General features: G+C 71.6%; 17 protein-coding genes. 11 read left to right on the top strand and 6 right to left on the bottom strand.

Annotation, left to right across the window (positions count from 1 at the left end; all coding sequences use genetic code 11):
* The first annotated feature begins 10 nt into the window (after window positions 1-10).
* The 3 genes from ABCS02_RS25140 to ABCS02_RS25130 all read left to right on the top strand — a co-directional run bounded on the left by ABCS02_RS25140 (window position 11) and on the right by ABCS02_RS25130 (window position 2,220).
* Entirely contained in the window at window positions 11-796 is a 786-nt protein-coding gene (locus tag ABCS02_RS25140) for an ABC transporter ATP-binding protein (RefSeq protein WP_345838426.1), read from the top strand.
* A 105-nt stretch (window positions 797-901) separates the two neighbouring features.
* Entirely contained in the window at window positions 902-1,156 is a 255-nt protein-coding gene (locus ABCS02_RS25135) for a type B 50S ribosomal protein L31 (protein ID WP_345838425.1), read from the top strand.
* Window positions 1,157-1,314: 158 nt separating this feature from the next.
* Window positions 1,315-2,220, top strand: a complete 906-nt coding sequence (locus ABCS02_RS25130) for an alpha/beta hydrolase (protein ID WP_345838424.1) — start codon at window positions 1,315-1,317, stop codon at window positions 2,218-2,220.
* On the opposite strand, the gene ABCS02_RS25125 is transcribed toward ABCS02_RS25130, so the two are convergent.
* Window positions 2,201-2,854 (bottom strand): histidine phosphatase family protein, encoded by a 654-nt coding sequence (locus ABCS02_RS25125; protein WP_345838423.1) that lies wholly within the window; start codon window positions 2,852-2,854, stop codon window positions 2,201-2,203. The genes ABCS02_RS25130 and ABCS02_RS25125 overlap by 20 nt on opposite strands.
* A gap of 16 nt (window positions 2,855-2,870) precedes the next feature.
* On the bottom strand, window positions 2,871-3,734 hold the full coding sequence (locus ABCS02_RS25120; RefSeq protein ID WP_345838422.1) for a Sir2 family NAD-dependent protein deacetylase: 864 nt from the start codon (window positions 3,732-3,734) through the stop codon (window positions 2,871-2,873).
* A 93-nt stretch (window positions 3,735-3,827) separates the two neighbouring features.
* On the opposite strand from ABCS02_RS25120, the gene ABCS02_RS25115 reads away from it, so the two are divergent.
* Window positions 3,828-4,679: an RNA methyltransferase gene (locus ABCS02_RS25115; protein ID WP_345838421.1), complete on the top strand. Its 852-nt coding sequence runs from the start codon at window positions 3,828-3,830 to the stop codon at window positions 4,677-4,679.
* Here the strand turns inward: ABCS02_RS25115 and ABCS02_RS25110 are convergent.
* A complete protein-coding gene (locus ABCS02_RS25110; RefSeq protein ID WP_345838420.1) occupies window positions 4,676-5,536 on the bottom strand; it encodes an SGNH/GDSL hydrolase family protein in 861 nt (286 codons plus the stop codon). The genes ABCS02_RS25115 and ABCS02_RS25110 overlap by 4 nt on opposite strands.
* Before the next feature lie 62 nt (window positions 5,537-5,598).
* Between ABCS02_RS25110 and ABCS02_RS25105 the strand changes: the two genes are divergently transcribed.
* Together ABCS02_RS25105 and ABCS02_RS25100 are read left to right on the top strand one after the other, a co-directional pair.
* The gene (locus ABCS02_RS25105; RefSeq protein WP_345838419.1) at window positions 5,599-7,437 is read left to right on the top strand and encodes a DEAD/DEAH box helicase; all 1,839 of its coding nucleotides are present in this window, start codon (window positions 5,599-5,601) and stop codon (window positions 7,435-7,437) included.
* A gap of 106 nt (window positions 7,438-7,543) precedes the next feature.
* On the top strand, window positions 7,544-8,644 hold the full coding sequence (locus ABCS02_RS25100; protein ID WP_345838418.1) for a VIT1/CCC1 family protein: 1,101 nt from the start codon (window positions 7,544-7,546) through the stop codon (window positions 8,642-8,644).
* A gap of 3 nt (window positions 8,645-8,647) precedes the next feature.
* On the opposite strand, the gene ABCS02_RS25095 is transcribed toward ABCS02_RS25100, so the two are convergent.
* Window positions 8,648-9,232: a TetR family transcriptional regulator gene (locus tag ABCS02_RS25095; protein WP_345838417.1), complete on the bottom strand. Its 585-nt coding sequence runs from the start codon at window positions 9,230-9,232 to the stop codon at window positions 8,648-8,650.
* Window positions 9,233-9,296: 64 nt separating this feature from the next.
* Between ABCS02_RS25095 and ABCS02_RS25090 the strand changes: the two genes are divergently transcribed.
* From ABCS02_RS25090 to ABCS02_RS25070, 5 genes are all read left to right on the top strand, one after another.
* On the top strand, window positions 9,297-10,385 hold the full coding sequence (locus ABCS02_RS25090; RefSeq protein WP_345838416.1) for a hypothetical protein: 1,089 nt from the start codon (window positions 9,297-9,299) through the stop codon (window positions 10,383-10,385).
* A gap of 43 nt (window positions 10,386-10,428) precedes the next feature.
* Window positions 10,429-10,668 carry an AbrB/MazE/SpoVT family DNA-binding domain-containing protein gene (locus tag ABCS02_RS25085; RefSeq protein WP_345838415.1) on the top strand — a complete coding sequence of 80 codons (240 nt, stop codon included), beginning with the start codon at window positions 10,429-10,431 and terminating at the stop codon, window positions 10,666-10,668.
* Window positions 10,665-11,084 (top strand): PIN domain-containing protein, encoded by a 420-nt coding sequence (locus ABCS02_RS25080; RefSeq protein WP_345838414.1) that lies wholly within the window; start codon window positions 10,665-10,667, stop codon window positions 11,082-11,084. Before ABCS02_RS25085 ends, ABCS02_RS25080 begins: the two co-directional genes overlap by 4 nt.
* A 55-nt stretch (window positions 11,085-11,139) precedes the next feature.
* Entirely contained in the window at window positions 11,140-11,769 is a 630-nt protein-coding gene (locus tag ABCS02_RS25075; RefSeq protein WP_345838413.1) for an ABC transporter ATP-binding protein, read from the top strand.
* A gap of 89 nt (window positions 11,770-11,858) precedes the next feature.
* Entirely contained in the window at window positions 11,859-13,262 is a 1,404-nt protein-coding gene (locus ABCS02_RS25070; protein ID WP_345838412.1) for a hypothetical protein, read from the top strand.
* 90 nt (window positions 13,263-13,352) lie between these two features.
* Here the strand turns inward: ABCS02_RS25070 and ABCS02_RS25065 are convergent, their stop codons facing one another.
* A complete protein-coding gene (locus ABCS02_RS25065) occupies window positions 13,353-14,690 on the bottom strand; it encodes an FtsX-like permease family protein (RefSeq protein ID WP_345838411.1) in 1,338 nt (445 codons plus the stop codon).
* Complete coding sequence (locus ABCS02_RS25060) at window positions 14,687-15,427, bottom strand: ABC transporter ATP-binding protein (protein WP_345838410.1); 741 nt, start codon at window positions 15,425-15,427, stop codon at window positions 14,687-14,689. Before ABCS02_RS25060 ends, ABCS02_RS25065 begins: the two co-directional genes overlap by 4 nt.
* Window positions 15,428-15,552: the final 125 nt, after the last annotated feature.

Raw genomic sequence — 15,552 nt, 5'->3', positions numbered from 1 at the left:
GCTTTCGGCCATGGTGCGCGTCCTCGAGTTCGCAGATGTGGTCGTCCGGCGCAACGCGCGGGACATCGTCTCGCACCTGAACTGGACGGTGAACGACGACGAGCGCTGGGTCATCCTCGGCCCCAACGGCGCCGGGAAGACGACCGTCCTCCAGCTCGCCGACACGATCGAGCACCCGACCTCCGGCACCGTGACGATCCTGGGGGAGCGGCTCGGCCGCACGGACGTGTTCGAGCTGCGTCCGCGGATCGGCTTCGCCTCGACCGCGATGGCCAAGCGCGTCCCGCCGACCGAGCGCGTGATCGATGTCGTGATGACCGCGGCGTACGCGGTCCTCGGCCGTTGGCGCGAGGACTACGACGACATCGACGAGCGCCGCGCGTTCCGGGTGCTCACCGAATGGAAGCTCGACGAGCTCGCCGACCGGACGTTCGACACGCTCTCCGACGGCGAGCAGAAGCGCGTGCAGATCGCCCGCGCGGTCATGACGGATCCCGAGCTCCTGCTCCTCGACGAGCCGAGCGCGAGCCTCGACCTGGGGGCCCGCGAGGAGCTCCTGAGCCTGCTCGGCGGGTATGCGCAGGCGCCGACGACGCCGGCCATGATCATGGTCACCCACCACGTGGAGGAGATCCCGGTGGGCTTCACGCACGCGCTGCTGCTCCGCGACGGCGCGGCGGTCGCCGCGGGTCCTCTTGCCGAGACGCTGACGGCCGACAACCTCACGCGTACGTTCGGACTCCCCGTCGCCCTCACGGAAGACGGCGGCCGGTACGCCGCTCGCGCGTCTTCCTGACGAGTCGCGTCCCCTCTTCGGGACGCGGTGGCGGGTTCCGCCTGATAGGCTGTCTCCTTGGTGCTTCGCGCACCCGAGACTTTCTCCGCATCGGCAAGGACTCCCATGAAGACTGACATTCACCCTGAGTACCAGGCGGTCGTGTTCCGCGACCTCGCCTCGGGCGACACCTTCCTCACGCGCTCGACGGTCTCGAGCGACAAGACGATCGAGCTCGACGGCGTCGAGTACCCGGTCATCGACGTCGAGATCTCGTCCGCGTCGCACCCGTTCTACACGGGCAAGCAGCGCATCATGGACTCGGCCGGTCGCGTCGAGAAGTTCAACAAGCGCTTCAAGGGCTTCGGCGGCGCGAAGTAAGCCCCGCCCGCTCTCGCTCTTCCGGAAGGCCCCGCTTCGGCGGGGCCTTCCGCGTCTCCGGGCCGTCCTCCCGCGAGACTGCATCTGGGCTCCGAGACCGCGGGATACGCCTGCAGTCTCGGAGCGTCGCTGATGTCTCGCGGACCTAGAATCGACGGATGAGCGCGAGCCACCCGTACCGCGACGCGCTCGACGCGGTGCCGGTCGAGCGACGCGAGGTCGCGCTCGCCGGCGGCGTCACCGCCTACTGGGCGTACGGACCCGAGGATGCCGCGACCACGATCGTCGCGGTGCACGGCTTCCGGGGCGAGCACCACGGGCTCGAGCCGATCGTCGCGTATCTCGAGGACGTCCGCGTGCTCTCGCCGGACCTCCCCGGGTTCGGTGAGACGCCGCCCCTCCAGGGGCGCGCGCACGACCTCGCCGGTTTCGCCGACTGGCTCGCCGAGTTCGTGGGTGCGACCGCCCCCGGCGCGGTCCTGCTCGGCCACTCCTTCGGCTCGATCGTCGTCGCCGCGGCCGTCGCCGGGGGGCTCGCGACGCCGCGCGTCATCCTCGTGAACCCCATCGGCGCTCCGGCCCTGGCGGGCCCCCGCGGGCTCCTCACGCGGCTCGCCGTCTTCTACTACTGGGTGGGCGCCCGCCTCCCGCACCGGGCGGGGGAGGCGCTCCTGCGCAATCGCGCGATCGTGCGGGTCATGAGCGTCTCGATGGCCAAGACGCGGGATCCTGCGCTGCGCCGCTTCGTGCACGCGCAGCACGACCAGTACTTCTCCCGCTTCGCCGACCGCGATGCGCTCCTCGAGGCCTTCCGGACCTCGGTCTCGCACGACGTGCGCGAGTTCGCGCCGCGCATCCCGCAGCCCGTACTCCTCGTGGCGGCCGACCGTGACGACATTACCCCGATCGAGGCCGAGCGCCATCTGCAGACGCTGTTCCCGCGCGCCGAGCTGGTCGAGATCCCCGAGGTGGGGCACCTGATCCACTACGAGACCCCCATGCCGGCGGCCGCGGCGATCACGCGGTTCCTCGCGGAGGGATCCGCTACGCGTCCTGCTCGATGACGATGCCGTCGTTGGAGTGCGGTGCGTCGGTCTCGGCCAGCACGTCGAAGCCGACCAGGCTGAGGCGGTCGCGTTCGACGAGGAACGTGTAGCCGGAGCCGTTCGCGAGCCGCTCCCCGGAGCCCGGGCGGTCGCCGCCCGTCGCGTGCCGGACGAGCGCCCGGATGAGGGCGCCGTGCGACACGCCGACGACCTCGACCGGACCGGGTGCGGCCTGGGCACGTGCGTCCGCCACCGCGCGACGGACACCCGCGAGCGCGCGCTCGCGCACGACGTCCACGTGCTCCGCACCGGGGACGGCGGAGGCGTGCCGATCGCCCCAGCGCTCTTCGAGCTGCTCGGCGTTGAGCCCCTCGCCCTGGCCGTACGCGCGTTCGCGCAGCTCCGGGTACAGGCGGGGCTCGTCGAGTCCGAGCGTGTCGGCGATGATCTCGGCCGTCTCGCGCGCCCGGGAGAGGTCGCTCGCGACGATGACCACGGACCGGTCGCGCGGCAGCAGGCGCGCGAGCGTCTCGCCGGCGGTGCGGGCCTGCGCGCGTCCGGTGTCGTTGAGCGGGATGTCGGATGCGCCCTGGATGCGGCCGTCCCGGTTCCAGTCCGTCTCGCCGTGGCGGATGAGCGTCAGCGAGGTCATCCCCCGAGCCTAACCGTCAGGCGGCGGAGGGAAGCGCGTCGGCGAGCGCCGAGAGGACCTCGCTCGTGCCCGCGTCGATCTTGACGGTCGCCCGAGGGTCGCCCCGGGTCTCACCACGGTTGACGATCACGATCGGGATGCGCCGCCGCCGCGCGCGCTCGAGGAGCCGGACCCCCGAGTTCACGACGAGCGACGAGCCCGCGATCAGGAGCGCCTCACTGGTGCGCACCAGCTGCTCGGCCTCGCGGAACTTCTCCGCGGGGATGAACTCGCCGAAGAAGACCACGTCGGGCTTCAGCATCCCGCCGCAGACCGTGCAGTCCGGGATGCTGAAGCCCTCGACGGTCTCGGGGGCGACGTCGCCGTCGGGGCCGAGGGGGAGCTCCGTGTCGCGTCGCAGCCAGGGGTTCTCCGCCTCGATGCGCGCGACCAGGTCGCGGCGGTCGAACATCTGCCCGCAGCGGACGCAGAAGACGCGGCTCATCGCCCCGTGCAGCTCGACGACGCGATGGCTGCCGGCGCGGGTGTGCAGGCCGTCGACGTTCTGGGTCACGACCCCGGATGCCACGCCGGCGGACTCGAGCCGCGCGATCGCGCCGTGCCCCCGGTTCGGGTCGGCGGCTGAGAACGTGCGCCAGCCGAGGTGGCTGCCGACCCAGTACCGCCGACGGGAGAGTTCGCTGCCGAAGAACTGCTGCACGGTCATCGGCGTGCGGGCCGGGGCGCCCTGGCCGCGGTAGTCCGGGATGCCGGAGTCGGTCGACACGCCCGCGCCGGTGAGGATCGCGATGCGGCGGCCGGCGAGGACGTCCACGGCACGCTCGACCAGGGCGATCGACTTCTCGTCGAGGCCCGCTGCAAGCGTGTCTGGTGCCGTCATCGCATAACCCTCGGTGGGGGGACTCTACGCCCCGCGGTTTTCGGGTATGTTACGGCGGGCGGAATGGCCGGGGCGGCGGGCGAGGAACAGACGATGCGGATCGAGCGGATCGAGCGGGCGGACGACCCGCGGCTCCGGGACTACCGCGACCTCACCGACACCGCCCTACGCCGCGCGCTCGAGCCCGCGGGCGGCCTGTACATCGCGGAATCGGCGAAGGTGATCGCGCGGGCCCTCGCGGCCGGGCACGCGCCGCGCTCCGTGCTCGTGCAGGAGCGCTGGCTCGACGAGGTCGCGGAGCTGCTGGGCGCGGCGGCGGCCTCGGGTGGGGCGGGTGCGGCGGACGTGCCCGCGGGCGGGGCGGACGTGCCCGTCTACCTCGTGGACGCGGAGATCGCGGAGGGTGTCACCGGGTATGCCGTGCACCGCGGAGCGTTGGCCGCCATGCACCGGCCCGAGCTGGCCTCGGTGGCCTCGGTCGTCGCCGGCGCCCGACGCGTGCTCGTGCTGGACGACCTCGTGGATCACACGAACGTCGGGGCCGCGTTCCGTGCCGCCGCGGGGCTCGGAGCGGACGCCGTGCTCGTGGGCCCGCGCTGCGCAGACCCGCTCTACCGGCGGAGCGTGCGCGTGTCCATGGGGACCGTGTTCCAGGTGCCGTGGACCCGGCTGCCGGCCTGGGACGAGGCGCGGGGGCTCCTGCACGCCGAGGGGTTCCGGATCGCGGCCCTGGCGCTGGCACCCGACGCCGTCCCGCTCGACGAGTTCGCGGCGGATCCGCCGGAGCGGATCGCGCTCGTCCTCGGTGCGGAGGGCGACGGGCTCAGCCGGCGCGCGCTCGCCGCCGCCGACACGGTCGTCACGATCCCGATGACCGGCGGGGTGGACTCGCTGAACGTGGCCGCGGCATCCGCCGTCGCCCTCTGGGCGCTCCGGACCGGCTAGAGCTCCTCCGCCGGGCGCGGATTCGGGCCGGGGAGGATCGTGATCACCGGCAGGGGCTCGGGGCGCTTCGCGGTCATGTGGTCGCCGGAGGACTGGTGGCGCAGCCGCCGCAGCACCCACGGCATGAGGTGCGTGCGCGCCCACACCAGGTCGCTGGCGCGGGCGGCGCGCCAGGTCGTGATCGGGAACGGGTCGGGCTGCATCGGCCGCAGCTCGTTCGGCACGTTGAGCGCGCGCAGCACCATGCGGGCGACCTCGTGGTGTCCGAGGGCGTTCAGGTGCAGGCGGTCGTCGCTGAAGAAACGCGGATCCTGGATCTCCTTGAGCGCCCACTGGTCGGCCACGATGCAGTCGTAACGCTCGGCGATCGCCCGCACGTTCTCGTTGTAGATCGCGATCTTGCCCCGGAACTGCCGGAAGACGGGCGCGAAGTTCGTGTCGATCCCGGTGAAGACGACGACGCTGGCGCCGCCCGAGCTCAACCGCACGACGGCGTCCTCGAACTGCTGCGCGATCTCGTCCGGGTCGGTCCCGGGCCGGATGACGTCGTTGCCGCCGGCGCAGAACGTGATCAGGTCGGGCTTCAGCGCGAGGGCCGGCTCCACCTGCTCGGCGACGATCTGCGTGATGAGCTTGCCGCGGATCGCGAGGTTCGCGTAGGCGAAGTCGTCGACCTGCTCCGAGAGCGTCTCGGCGACGCGGTCCGCCCAGCCGCGGAGCCCGCCCGGAGCATTCGGCTCGGGATCGCCGACGCCCTCCGTGAACGAATCGCCGATCGCGACGAACCGGCGCCAGGGATGCGGCCCCGCGTTCGCGACGAACGGGGAGCGGACGGATGCCTCGTCATCGGCGGACATGCGACCTCCTGTCGGTGATCGTCGTTATCGTAGTCCGGGCGATGCGGACGGAGGCCGGCGACATGAACACCGATGCCGCCACGGCGAACCCGCATTTCGGCAGCTTCGCGGCCGAGCAGCTGTCGCCGTCGTACCCGCAGCGCGCGCCGTGGGGCACCGCCCAGAGTCTGCGTGCCTGGCAGGCGGAGGCGCTCGACCTGTACTTCTCGCTCGACGGGCCGGACGGGGTGGGCAAGGGCCCGCGCGACTTCTTCGCCGCCGCGACCCCGGGCGCCGGCAAGACCACGTTCGCGCTGCGGCTCGCGTCCGAGCTTCTGCGCCGCGGGGTGATCGACCGGATCGTCGTCGTGGCGCCCACCGAGCACCTGAAGACGCAGTGGGCGGATGCCGCGGCCCGCGCCTCGCTCCGGATCGATCCCGCGTTCAGCAACCGCCACGCCGTCCCGTCGCGGCAGTACCACGGCGTCGCCGTCACGTACGCGCAGGTCGCCGTGAAGGCATCCGTCCACGAGAGCCTGATCCTCGATCGCCGTACGCTCGTGATCCTCGACGAGGTGCACCACGGCGGCGACGCCCTCAGCTGGGGCGACGCGCTCCGCGATGCGTACGGGCGGGCGACGCGGCGGCTCCTGCTCTCGGGTACGCCGTTCCGCAGCGACACGGCACCTATTCCGTTCGTGGAATATCACCCGGACGACAGCGGCATCCGGATCTCGCGCACCGACTACGCCTACGGCTACCGGCGGGCCCTGGAGGACGGCGTGGTCCGGCCGGTCGTGTTCCTCGTCTACGCCGGGCAGATGCGGTGGCGCACGCGCGCGGGGGACGAGATGGAGGCCCGGCTCGGGCAGGACAACACGAAGGACGTCACCGCACAGGCGTGGCGCACGGCGCTGGATCCGGCGGGGGACTGGATCCCCGCGGTCCTGCGCTCAGCGGACCGCCGGCTGAGCGAGGTGCGTCAGCATCTGCCCGACGCCGGAGGGCTCGTGATCGCGACCGATCAGACGGCGGCGCGCGCGTACGCGGAGATCCTCCGCGACGTCTCGGGGGAGGAGCCGACGGTCGTCCTGTCGGACGAGGCGGAGGCCTCGGCGCGGATCGAGACGTTCGCGTCGTCGGACAGCCGGTGGATGGTCGCGGTCCGCATGGTGTCGGAGGGCGTGGACGTGCCGCGGCTCGCGGTCGGCGTGTACGCCACCTCGGCCTCGACGCCGCTGTTCTTCGCGCAGGCCGTGGGCCGGTTCGTCCGGGCCCGGCGCCGCGGCGAGACCGCCAGCATCTTCCTGCCGAACGTGCCGCAGCTGCTCGCGCTTGCGAACGAGCTGGAGCGGCAGCGCGACCACGCGCTCGACCGGGACGACGCGAACGCCGACGAATGGGCGCTCGAGGACGACCTGCTCGCGGCGGCGGAGCGGGAGGATGCGGCGAGCGACGCGCTGACCGCGGAGTTCACGTATCAGGCGCTCGGCTCGGTCGCGCACTTCGACCGGGTCTTGTTCGATGGCAAGGAGTTCGGCGAGCTCGCCGTGCCGGGGACGCCGGAGGAGGAGGAGTTCCTGGGCCTGCCCGGCCTCCTCGAGCCGGAGCACGTGCACGAGCTGCTCATGCAGCGCCAGGCGCGGCAGGCGCGGCATCGGCGCACACGGGAGGCGCGGGAGGCGGAAACGGTATCGGCGGAGCCGGCGCCGAGCATCCCGGCGCCGCTGCATCGCACGCTGCGTGAGCAGCGGCAGCTGCTCAACAGCCTCGTCGGGCTGTACGCGCGGCAGACGGGCGAGGCGCACGGGCAGGTGCACGCGGAGCTGCGGCGGGTCTGCGGCGGCCCCGCCGTCGCCCAGGCCACCGTCGCGCAGCTTCAGGCGCGCATCGACGTGCTGCGCTCGCGCGTCCGCTCCTGACCCCCCGGCGGTTCGGGACGGCGAAATGCTGGCAATCCCGCGGAATGACGGATGCCGCGCCGGACGCGCCGATACTGTCGAGGGCGGCACGAGCGAGAGGCGGCCCATGACCGAGGACCCGGCATCGCGGACGCCCACCGCACGGGATCGCAGGCGCTGGGCGCAGTATCTCGTCAACGAGCGGGCCGAGGCCGAGGTCTACCGGCAGCTCGCCGAGCGCCGTACCGGGGAGGAGCGGGAGATCCTGCTCGCGCTCGCGGCGGCGGAGGGGCGCCACGAGGCGCACTGGCTCGCGCTCCTCGACGGCGAGCAGGCGCGGCTGCCGCGAGCGTCGTTTCGGACCGTCCTGCTCGGATGGATGGCGAAGCGATTCGGCGCGATCTTCGTCCTCGCGCTCGCCCAGAACGCGGAGGACCGGTCGCCGTACGACGACGACCCCCACGCGACGCCCGCGATGGCGGCAGACGAGAAGATCCACCGCGAGGTCGTGCGCGGGCTGGCCGCGCGCGGCCGCCGCCGTCTGTCCGGGACGTTCCGCGCCGCGGTGTTCGGCGCGAACGACGGCCTCGTCTCCAACCTCGCCCTCGTGATGGGCATCGGCGCCACCGGCGTCGCCCCCCAGTTCGTCCTGTTCAGCGGCATCGCGGGGCTTCTCGCCGGCGCCCTGTCGATGGGCGCGGGGGAGTTCGTTTCGGTGCGTTCGCAGCGTGAGCTCCTGGAGGCGACCGAGCCGAACAACGACAGCGACGCGTTCCTGCCCGACCTCGACCTGAACGCGAACGAGCTCGCCCTCGTCTACCGCACGCGCGGCGTCGACGCGGACGAGGCGATGCGCCGCGCGCATCAGGCCGTCGCGGCCGCGCAGGCGGCGGATCGCTCCCTGCCCTACCGCCGCCCTCGCGAGGCGAAGGACGGGCACGAGGTCGTGGGCAGCGCCCTCAGCGCGGCGACCTCGAGCTTCCTCTTCTTCGCGTCCGGTGCCGTCATCCCCGTCCTCCCGTGGCTGTTCGGCCTGTCCGGCCTCACCGCCGTCGTGCTCGCGCTCGTGTTGGTCGGCATCGCGCTGCTGGGGACCGGGGCGATGGTGGGTCTGCTCTCCGGCGGTCCGCCCCTGAAACGCGGCCTGCGCCAGCTCGTGATCGGCTTCTCGGCTGCCGCTGTGACCTACCTTCTCGGCCTGCTCTTCAACGTCACCCTCGGCGGCTGACGGTCACGACCGCTCTTCCAAGAGCACGCCGGCGGCGGCGTCGAGGTACTCGTCGACGGTGCGGGGACCGAAGATCGCGACGTGGGTGATGTAGCCCTGCGCGAGCGACATCATGCCGCGGACGACGTCGTCGAGCGTGCGTCCCCGGGCTTCGGACCACGGGCGCACAGCGATGGAGATGGACGTCGCGATCTCGGCCACCGTGCGATCGAGCTCCTCGCGAAGGCCCGGGTCGACGGTGGATGCCGCCCAGAACTGGAGGGGGACCATCGGTCGGACGAAGCCCTCGGCGTCGACGAATCCGGCCAGCATCGTCCGCAAGATCTCCCGCGGCGCGAGCAGTTCGCCGCGGCGCCCGGCCGCCTCGATCTCCTCGCGGCGCATGCCAAGGAAGTGGCCCACGATGTAGCGCGCGAGCTCGGCCTTGTTCGTGAAGTGGGAGTAGATCGCGCCGGCGGAGAGTCCCGACTCGCGAACGATGTCGGCGACCGTCGTCTCGTTGAGTCCGGAACGTTCGATGCAGCGCAGCGCGGCGAGGGCGATCTCCTCGCGTCGGGCCTCGCGATAGGCGTCGGTCACTCGGGGCATGGAAAGAGAATACCCGTTCTGCTACAGTCCAAAAGAAAACGGACGTTCTTTTTAGGAGCAGATCATGGAGACCGTGGTGCACAAGACGAAGTGGGGCTTCGCGGCCCTGTACGGCGTGGTCGGTGCGGCGATCGTCAGCATCCTCGTCCTCGGGTTCATCTGGCCCGCCGCCACGGCGCAGCCCCAGAACCTGCCCGTCGCGATCGCCGGCCCCGCCGATCAGGTCACGACGCTGGAGGGCGCCCTCGCCGAGCAGGATCCGAGTCCGTTCGATCTCCACGAGGTCACCGGTCGCGACGAGGCCGTCACGATGATCGAGGACCGCCAGGTCTACGGAGCGATCCTGCTCGGGCAGACTCCCGAGGTGCTCGTCGGCTCGGCGGCCAGCCCCGTCGCCGCGCAGGCCCTGCGTGGCGTGGCGGTGCGGCTTCAAACGGAGATCTGGGCGGCCGCGCAACAGCGGCTGACGCAGCAGTTCGCCGCCCTCGGGCAGGCGTTGGCGGCCGGCGCCGTCCCGCAGCTCCCCTCGGCGGCACCGCAGATCCCGACCGTCGTCGTAACGGATGTCGTCCCTCTGTCCGCCGACGATGCGACCGGCGCGGGACTCGGCGCCGCGGCGTTCCCGCTCGTCCTCGGCGGCCTCCTCGCCGGTGTGCTCCTGGTGCTCCTCGTCTCCGGCGTCGTGCGTCGCCTGCTCGGTCTCGCCGTCTTCGCGGTCGTGGCGGGAGCCGGGATCGTGCTCGTGCTGCAGACCTGGTTCGGAGTCCTGCAGGGACCGTGGATCCTGAACGCGCTCGCCGCCGGTCTCGGGGTCGCGGCGACCGGCGCCGTCATCATCGGGTTCAATGCGGTCATGGGTCCCGCCGGGATCGGCGTCGGTGCCGTGATCACGATGCTGATCGGGAACCCGCTCTCGGCCGCGGCGATCCCGTGGCAGTTCCTCCCCACGCCGTGGGGCGCGATCGGCCAGGGATTCGTGCCCGGTGCCTCCGCGACGCTGCTGCGTTCGATCTCCTACTTCCCGGATGCCTCGACCCTCGCGCCCTGGCTCACGCTCACGGCGTGGACGGTCGGTGGCGTGCTGCTGGCCCTCGTGGGACGCTTCCGCTCGCGCGCCGACGTCGAGCCGCCGGTCCACCAGCTCGAGGCCTGATCCCTCCCGTCCGCGGATGGGATTGCGATGGTAGATTGATCCCATGCAAGCCACGATCGACTCCGGCGGACGACTGCTGCTCCCGAAGAAGCTTCGTGACGCCTTGGGGCTGGTGGCCGGCTCGACGGTCGACATCTCGCCCTACGGCGCGGGCCTGCAGATCATCGTGAGTGGTCGCACGGCACGGATCGAGCGGGGGGCGGACGGTCATCTGGTCGCGCGTTCCGAGACCGTCGTGACCGACGACACCACGTTCGCGCTGATCGACGCGGGGCGCCGGTGACGGCTTCGGCGGTCCTGGCCGTCGACACGAGCGTCGCGGTGCCGCTCCTCGTCGCCGCGCACGAGGCACACGTGGTCGTCCGCGAGTGGGCGGTGGGGCGCACACTCGCGCTCAGCGGTCACGCCCTTGCTGAGACGTACGCGGTGCTGACCCGTCTGCCCGGAGATGCGCGCGTGGCACCCGAGGATGCGGTGCTGCTCATCGAGGACCGCTTCACTGAGCGAGTCGTGCTGGCGCCGCACCGGTCCGGCGAGGTGCATCGGGATCTGGCCCGCGCCGGGATATCCGGGGGCGCGACCTATGACGGGCTGGTCGCGTTGGCTGCGCGCGACCATGGCGCCGCGCTCGCCACGCGTGATGCGCGCGCCCGCCCGACCTACGAGGCGGTCGGTGTGCAGGTGCTGGTCGTCGGCTGACGCCAGCTCGGCGTCGGCCGACCTCCTTGCTCCATGGGCATGAAAGCATGAGCCTGTGATCGAGGTCGATGAGGTCGGGGTCGTCGCCGACGGTGTGACGCTGCTGGCCCCCGTCTCGGTATCCGCCGAATTCGGCGAGGCTTTGATCGTGCGTGGCCGGAACGGGACCGGGAAATCGACGCTGTTGCGTGTTCTCGCCGGCCTCCGTGCGCCGTCGAGCGGCACGGTCCGGATCGGCGGCGAAGACGTTTGCGAGCGGGATCCCCGGTTCCGTCGCCGGGTCGCCGCCATGATCGGCCTCCCGCCGGTGGCCGTGGATCTCACCGTGGTCGATCACGTCACGCTGGTCGCGAGGACCTGGCTCGACGATTCACACGAGGCCGAACGACTCGCGCCGGCGGTGCTCAGCGAGCTCGGACTGGGGGCGCTGCACGAGCGGTTCCCGCATGAGCTGTCGTCCGGTCAGATGCAGCTGTTCGGTCTCGCTCTCGTCTTGGCGCGGCCGTTCGAGGTGCTGATCCTCGACGAGCCCGAGCAACGACTGGATCCGGAGCACGTGGAGTCCGTCATCCGCGTCCTCCAGGCGCGCCGCGCAGCCGGTGCGGCGCTCGTCATCGCCACACACAGTGCGGTGCTGGCCGATCGCCTGGGCGATCGAACCCTCCGCTTGGACGCTGCGGCATGACTCCTCGGGCGCGGGCGGCAGTCCAGATCTGGCGTGACCGCAGCCCCCGGACCACCGGGGATCGTGCGTATCTCGTCTATGCCGTGCTGATGGTCTTGATCGTCGCCGTCATGCCGATGGCGCGGGCCATCTGGTTGAGCGCCGCGAGCCCGGCGGGCGTCGCCTTCTTGGCATCGTCGGCCGCACCGGGCGTCACGGCACTCCTCGTCTCGGCGCTCTGGGCCGGTGCCCTGCTGCTCGGACGAGAGCGAGGGCCGGTCGTACGCGCACCGTTCCTCACGCATGCGCTGGCCGTGAGCGACCAGCCCCGATCGGCGACGTTTCGCGGACCGCTCCTGCGCGCTGGCGCGCAGGTGACCGGCGCGACCATGATCATCGCCGCATTGGTCGCTGGCAGCCTCGTCAACGGAGGGCTCGCGGATCCGTTCGAGGCCGCGCTCTTCGTCGTGGCCGGCGGTCTCACCGGCATCGTCGCGACGGTCGCATGGCTCGCCGGTCAGGCGCTCCCGCGCGCGGCGTTGCCGATCGCTCTGGGTCTCCTCGTGCTCGGGGCGGCGACGGCAGTGGTGCCGGTCACCTATGCCTTCGCCCCCTGGGGCTGGGTGGGCCTCCTCTATCCCACCGCTGGTTCGCCGCACGTCCTGGTCCTCTTCACTGCCCTGTGCGTCGCGCTCGTCGCTGCCGTACCCACGCTGATGAGTCGTCTCGGCATCGTGGGGCTCGTCACGCAGGCCCTGCGCTGGGACGCCGCGACGACCCGTGCCAGAGGCATGGACTTCAGTGGGGCGACCGAGCTGTACCGCACGCGACCTCATGTCGGCCGTCGCATCCGAGCCGTTCGCTCAACGGGCCACATGTCGCTCATGTTCCTGCGCCGCGACGCCATCGGTGCCGCTCGGACTCCGGGGCGACTCGCCGCAGGCATCCTCACCCTCGCCGCCGCCGGAGCGCTCATCGCTCTTGCATCGGTGCCGACCGTGCCGGGCTGGCTCCTGGGCGGGGTCGCAGGGTTGTTCGTGTTCGCCGGGCTCGGTCCGCTCACGGACGGGATCCGGCACGCCGTGAGCATTGCATCCGACCTCCCTCTCTACGGGATCTCCGACGGACATCTGCTGGTACAGCACGCGCTGTTCCCTCTGGGGGTGGTTGTCGTTGTGTTGCTTGCCGCCGCCACTGTCGCCGCGATCGTCGTGGGCATCCCGGCCGTGGCCTCGATCGTCGGGGCCCTCGCGGTCGGGCTGCTGGGGCTCGTCATCCGCATCGGCGGCGCGGTGAAGGGCATGTTGCCGCCGGCTCTCCTCGCGCCGATGCCGACACCGATGGGCGACCCGAGCGCTGCGGTGCGACTGGTGTGGGCGCTGGACGGCGTCCTGCTCGCCGCGTCGGCGGGCGCCGCAGCCGCGATCGCCTTCGAGTCGCCGCTCTGGCTGGCCGTCGTCGCCGCAACGGCCGGTGCGATCGTCATCCGGCGCTGGCGCCGCCGACGTTTGTAAATGTGCCCGGGTCAGTCGCGCTCGGCTGCGATCAGGGCTTCGTAGTCCTGTCCGTCGTACTAGACGCCGTGGATCTCGACGGTGGTGCCACTACTCGACAGCGAGGGTTCGCGGTATCTCGTGCCGAAGTGCCGCGACCGTGGGCGCCGCGGTCGCGGCGAGGATGAGCACGAAACCCGCCCCGGCGATCAGTCCAATGGTGGGGAAGGACGCGACGAGCGGCAGCGAGAGTGCGGCAGCCACGATCACCCCGCCGATCGCAATAGCGGCCGTACCGAGGATCGTTGCCGTGATGACATAGATGACCGCCTCCCAGCTCGCGGCCAGGATGATCGCGCCACGCGTGGACCCGGCGGCCTGGATGAGCGCGAACTCGCGTTCGCGAGCGTGGCCGGTCATGAACACGGTGGCAGCGGAGGCGACGGCGGACAGGAGGAGTGGGCCACCGAGCAGGATGACGACGCCCTCGGGGGCGAGGTCGAATCGGCCGCTTGCGCCGGTTTGCGCGGCGCGGGCCGCAAGAGTGGCGCTGGTGGTGTAGAGGCCGCCGGCGAGGGCGATGGCGATCATGAGCGGACTGATGGCGGCGCTGGACTGGCTGAGACGGTAGCGGGCGGAGTTGCGCGCGAGGAACCAGGATGCCGATGCTCTCGCGGGCAGCAGCGCCGTCCAGGCGCGGAGTGCCAGCGGGAAGAGCGCTGGTCCTGCCGTGGCGAGGGCGGCCGCAATGAGGGGGGTGAGGAGGATCGCTCGGCCCGAGAACGCGCCGATCGTGTCGCGGCCGTCGAGGCTCTGAGCGACCGCGATGGCGCCGCCGAGCAGGAGAACGGTCAACACGATGCGGAGCCATCCCATCCGGATTCGCCGGGGCTCCGGATCGCGCAGCGCCTCGACCGGGGGTGTCCGACTGGCGTTGCGCGCGCCCCTTACACCGCTGAGCAGCACGACACCCGTGACAGCGGCCGTCACGGCGAGCGCACTGATGCTGCCGATCTGGAGGGTGATGCCCTGCATGTCGGGCCAGGTTCGGAACGCCCAGGTGAAGAGCGGAGGGAAGATCGGCATCGCGGCGAGGCAGCCCGCAAACGCGCCGACAGCACCGACGACCCCGAGCTGGGCGAGTACCGCCAGGGCGACGAGCGCAGGCCGGACGCCGACGAGCTGCCAGAGGGCGTAGTCGCGCCGCTGCAGAGCGACAGTGAGGTTCGTGGTGGAACCGAGGACGATCACCGCAGTCACCGCGGTGAACATGATGACCGCGCTGCTGGTGCTCCCGAGGCCCGACAGCACGCGGCCGCCGTAGGCGATACCCGTCTCGATGAGGCCAGCCGCGACCGCGCCGACGAATCCCGTGGCGGTGGTCACGGCGAGGACACCGAACCACACACGGGCGTGCGCCGTCAGGTCGGACAGGACGAGCCGGATCATGCGACGGCCCCGGCGAGAGTGATCGCTTCGAGCACTTGCTCTGGTGTGGCTCGTCGGAGCTCTTGGTGAAGGAGCCCATCCCGCAGCACGAGGACCCGGTCGGCCAGCGCGGCGGCCTCGAGGTCGTGGGTGACGACGACCACCGATCGACCAGCGCCGGCCGATGCGCGCAGGAGCCGGAGCACCTCGGAGCCAGCTGCTGTGTCGAGCGCACCGGTGGGCTCGTCGGCGAACACGATGTCGGGCTGCATCGCGAGCACGCGGGCGATCGCAACGCGTTGTTGTTCCCCACCCGAGAGCTGTCCGGGTCGATGCCCGCCGCGATCGACCAGTCCGACGTCGGCGAGGGCGCGGTCGATGGCCGTTCGACTCGTAGGACGTCGCGCAAGACGAGCGGGTAGCGCGATGTTCTCTCTGGCAGTCAGGGACGGGATGAGGTTGTAGGACTGGAACATGAAGCCGACATGCTTGCGGCGGACCGCGGCGAGCGCACCGCGACCGAGCGTGCCGAGTTCGTGACCTGCGAGGCGGACCGAACCCGAGTCGCTCGACTCGAGTCCGGACAGGCAATAGAGCAGCGTGGACTTCCCGGAGCCGGAGGGGCCGACGACGCTCACCATCTCGCCCGGATGAACATCGAGGGAGATGCCACGCAGCACGGGCACTCGGGTCTTCCTGGTTCCCGCTGAGGCGAAGGTCTTGTGCAGGTTCTCGGCGCGGATGAGGGGTTCGGTCACACCTCCAATTCGAGGCGACGGCGCTGGCGAGCGCGAGGAGGCACGGTCGAGAGTCGGGGTAGTGCTGGCTCTACTCTTCGCCGGTCGCCACGTCGGGGTCACCGGCCTCTCCCTAGGGTGGTCCT

Source organism: Microbacterium sp. X-17 (assembly GCF_039615055.1).
The sequence above is the reverse complement of the archived record's forward strand: the minus strand, read 5'-3'. Positions and strand labels throughout refer to the sequence as shown.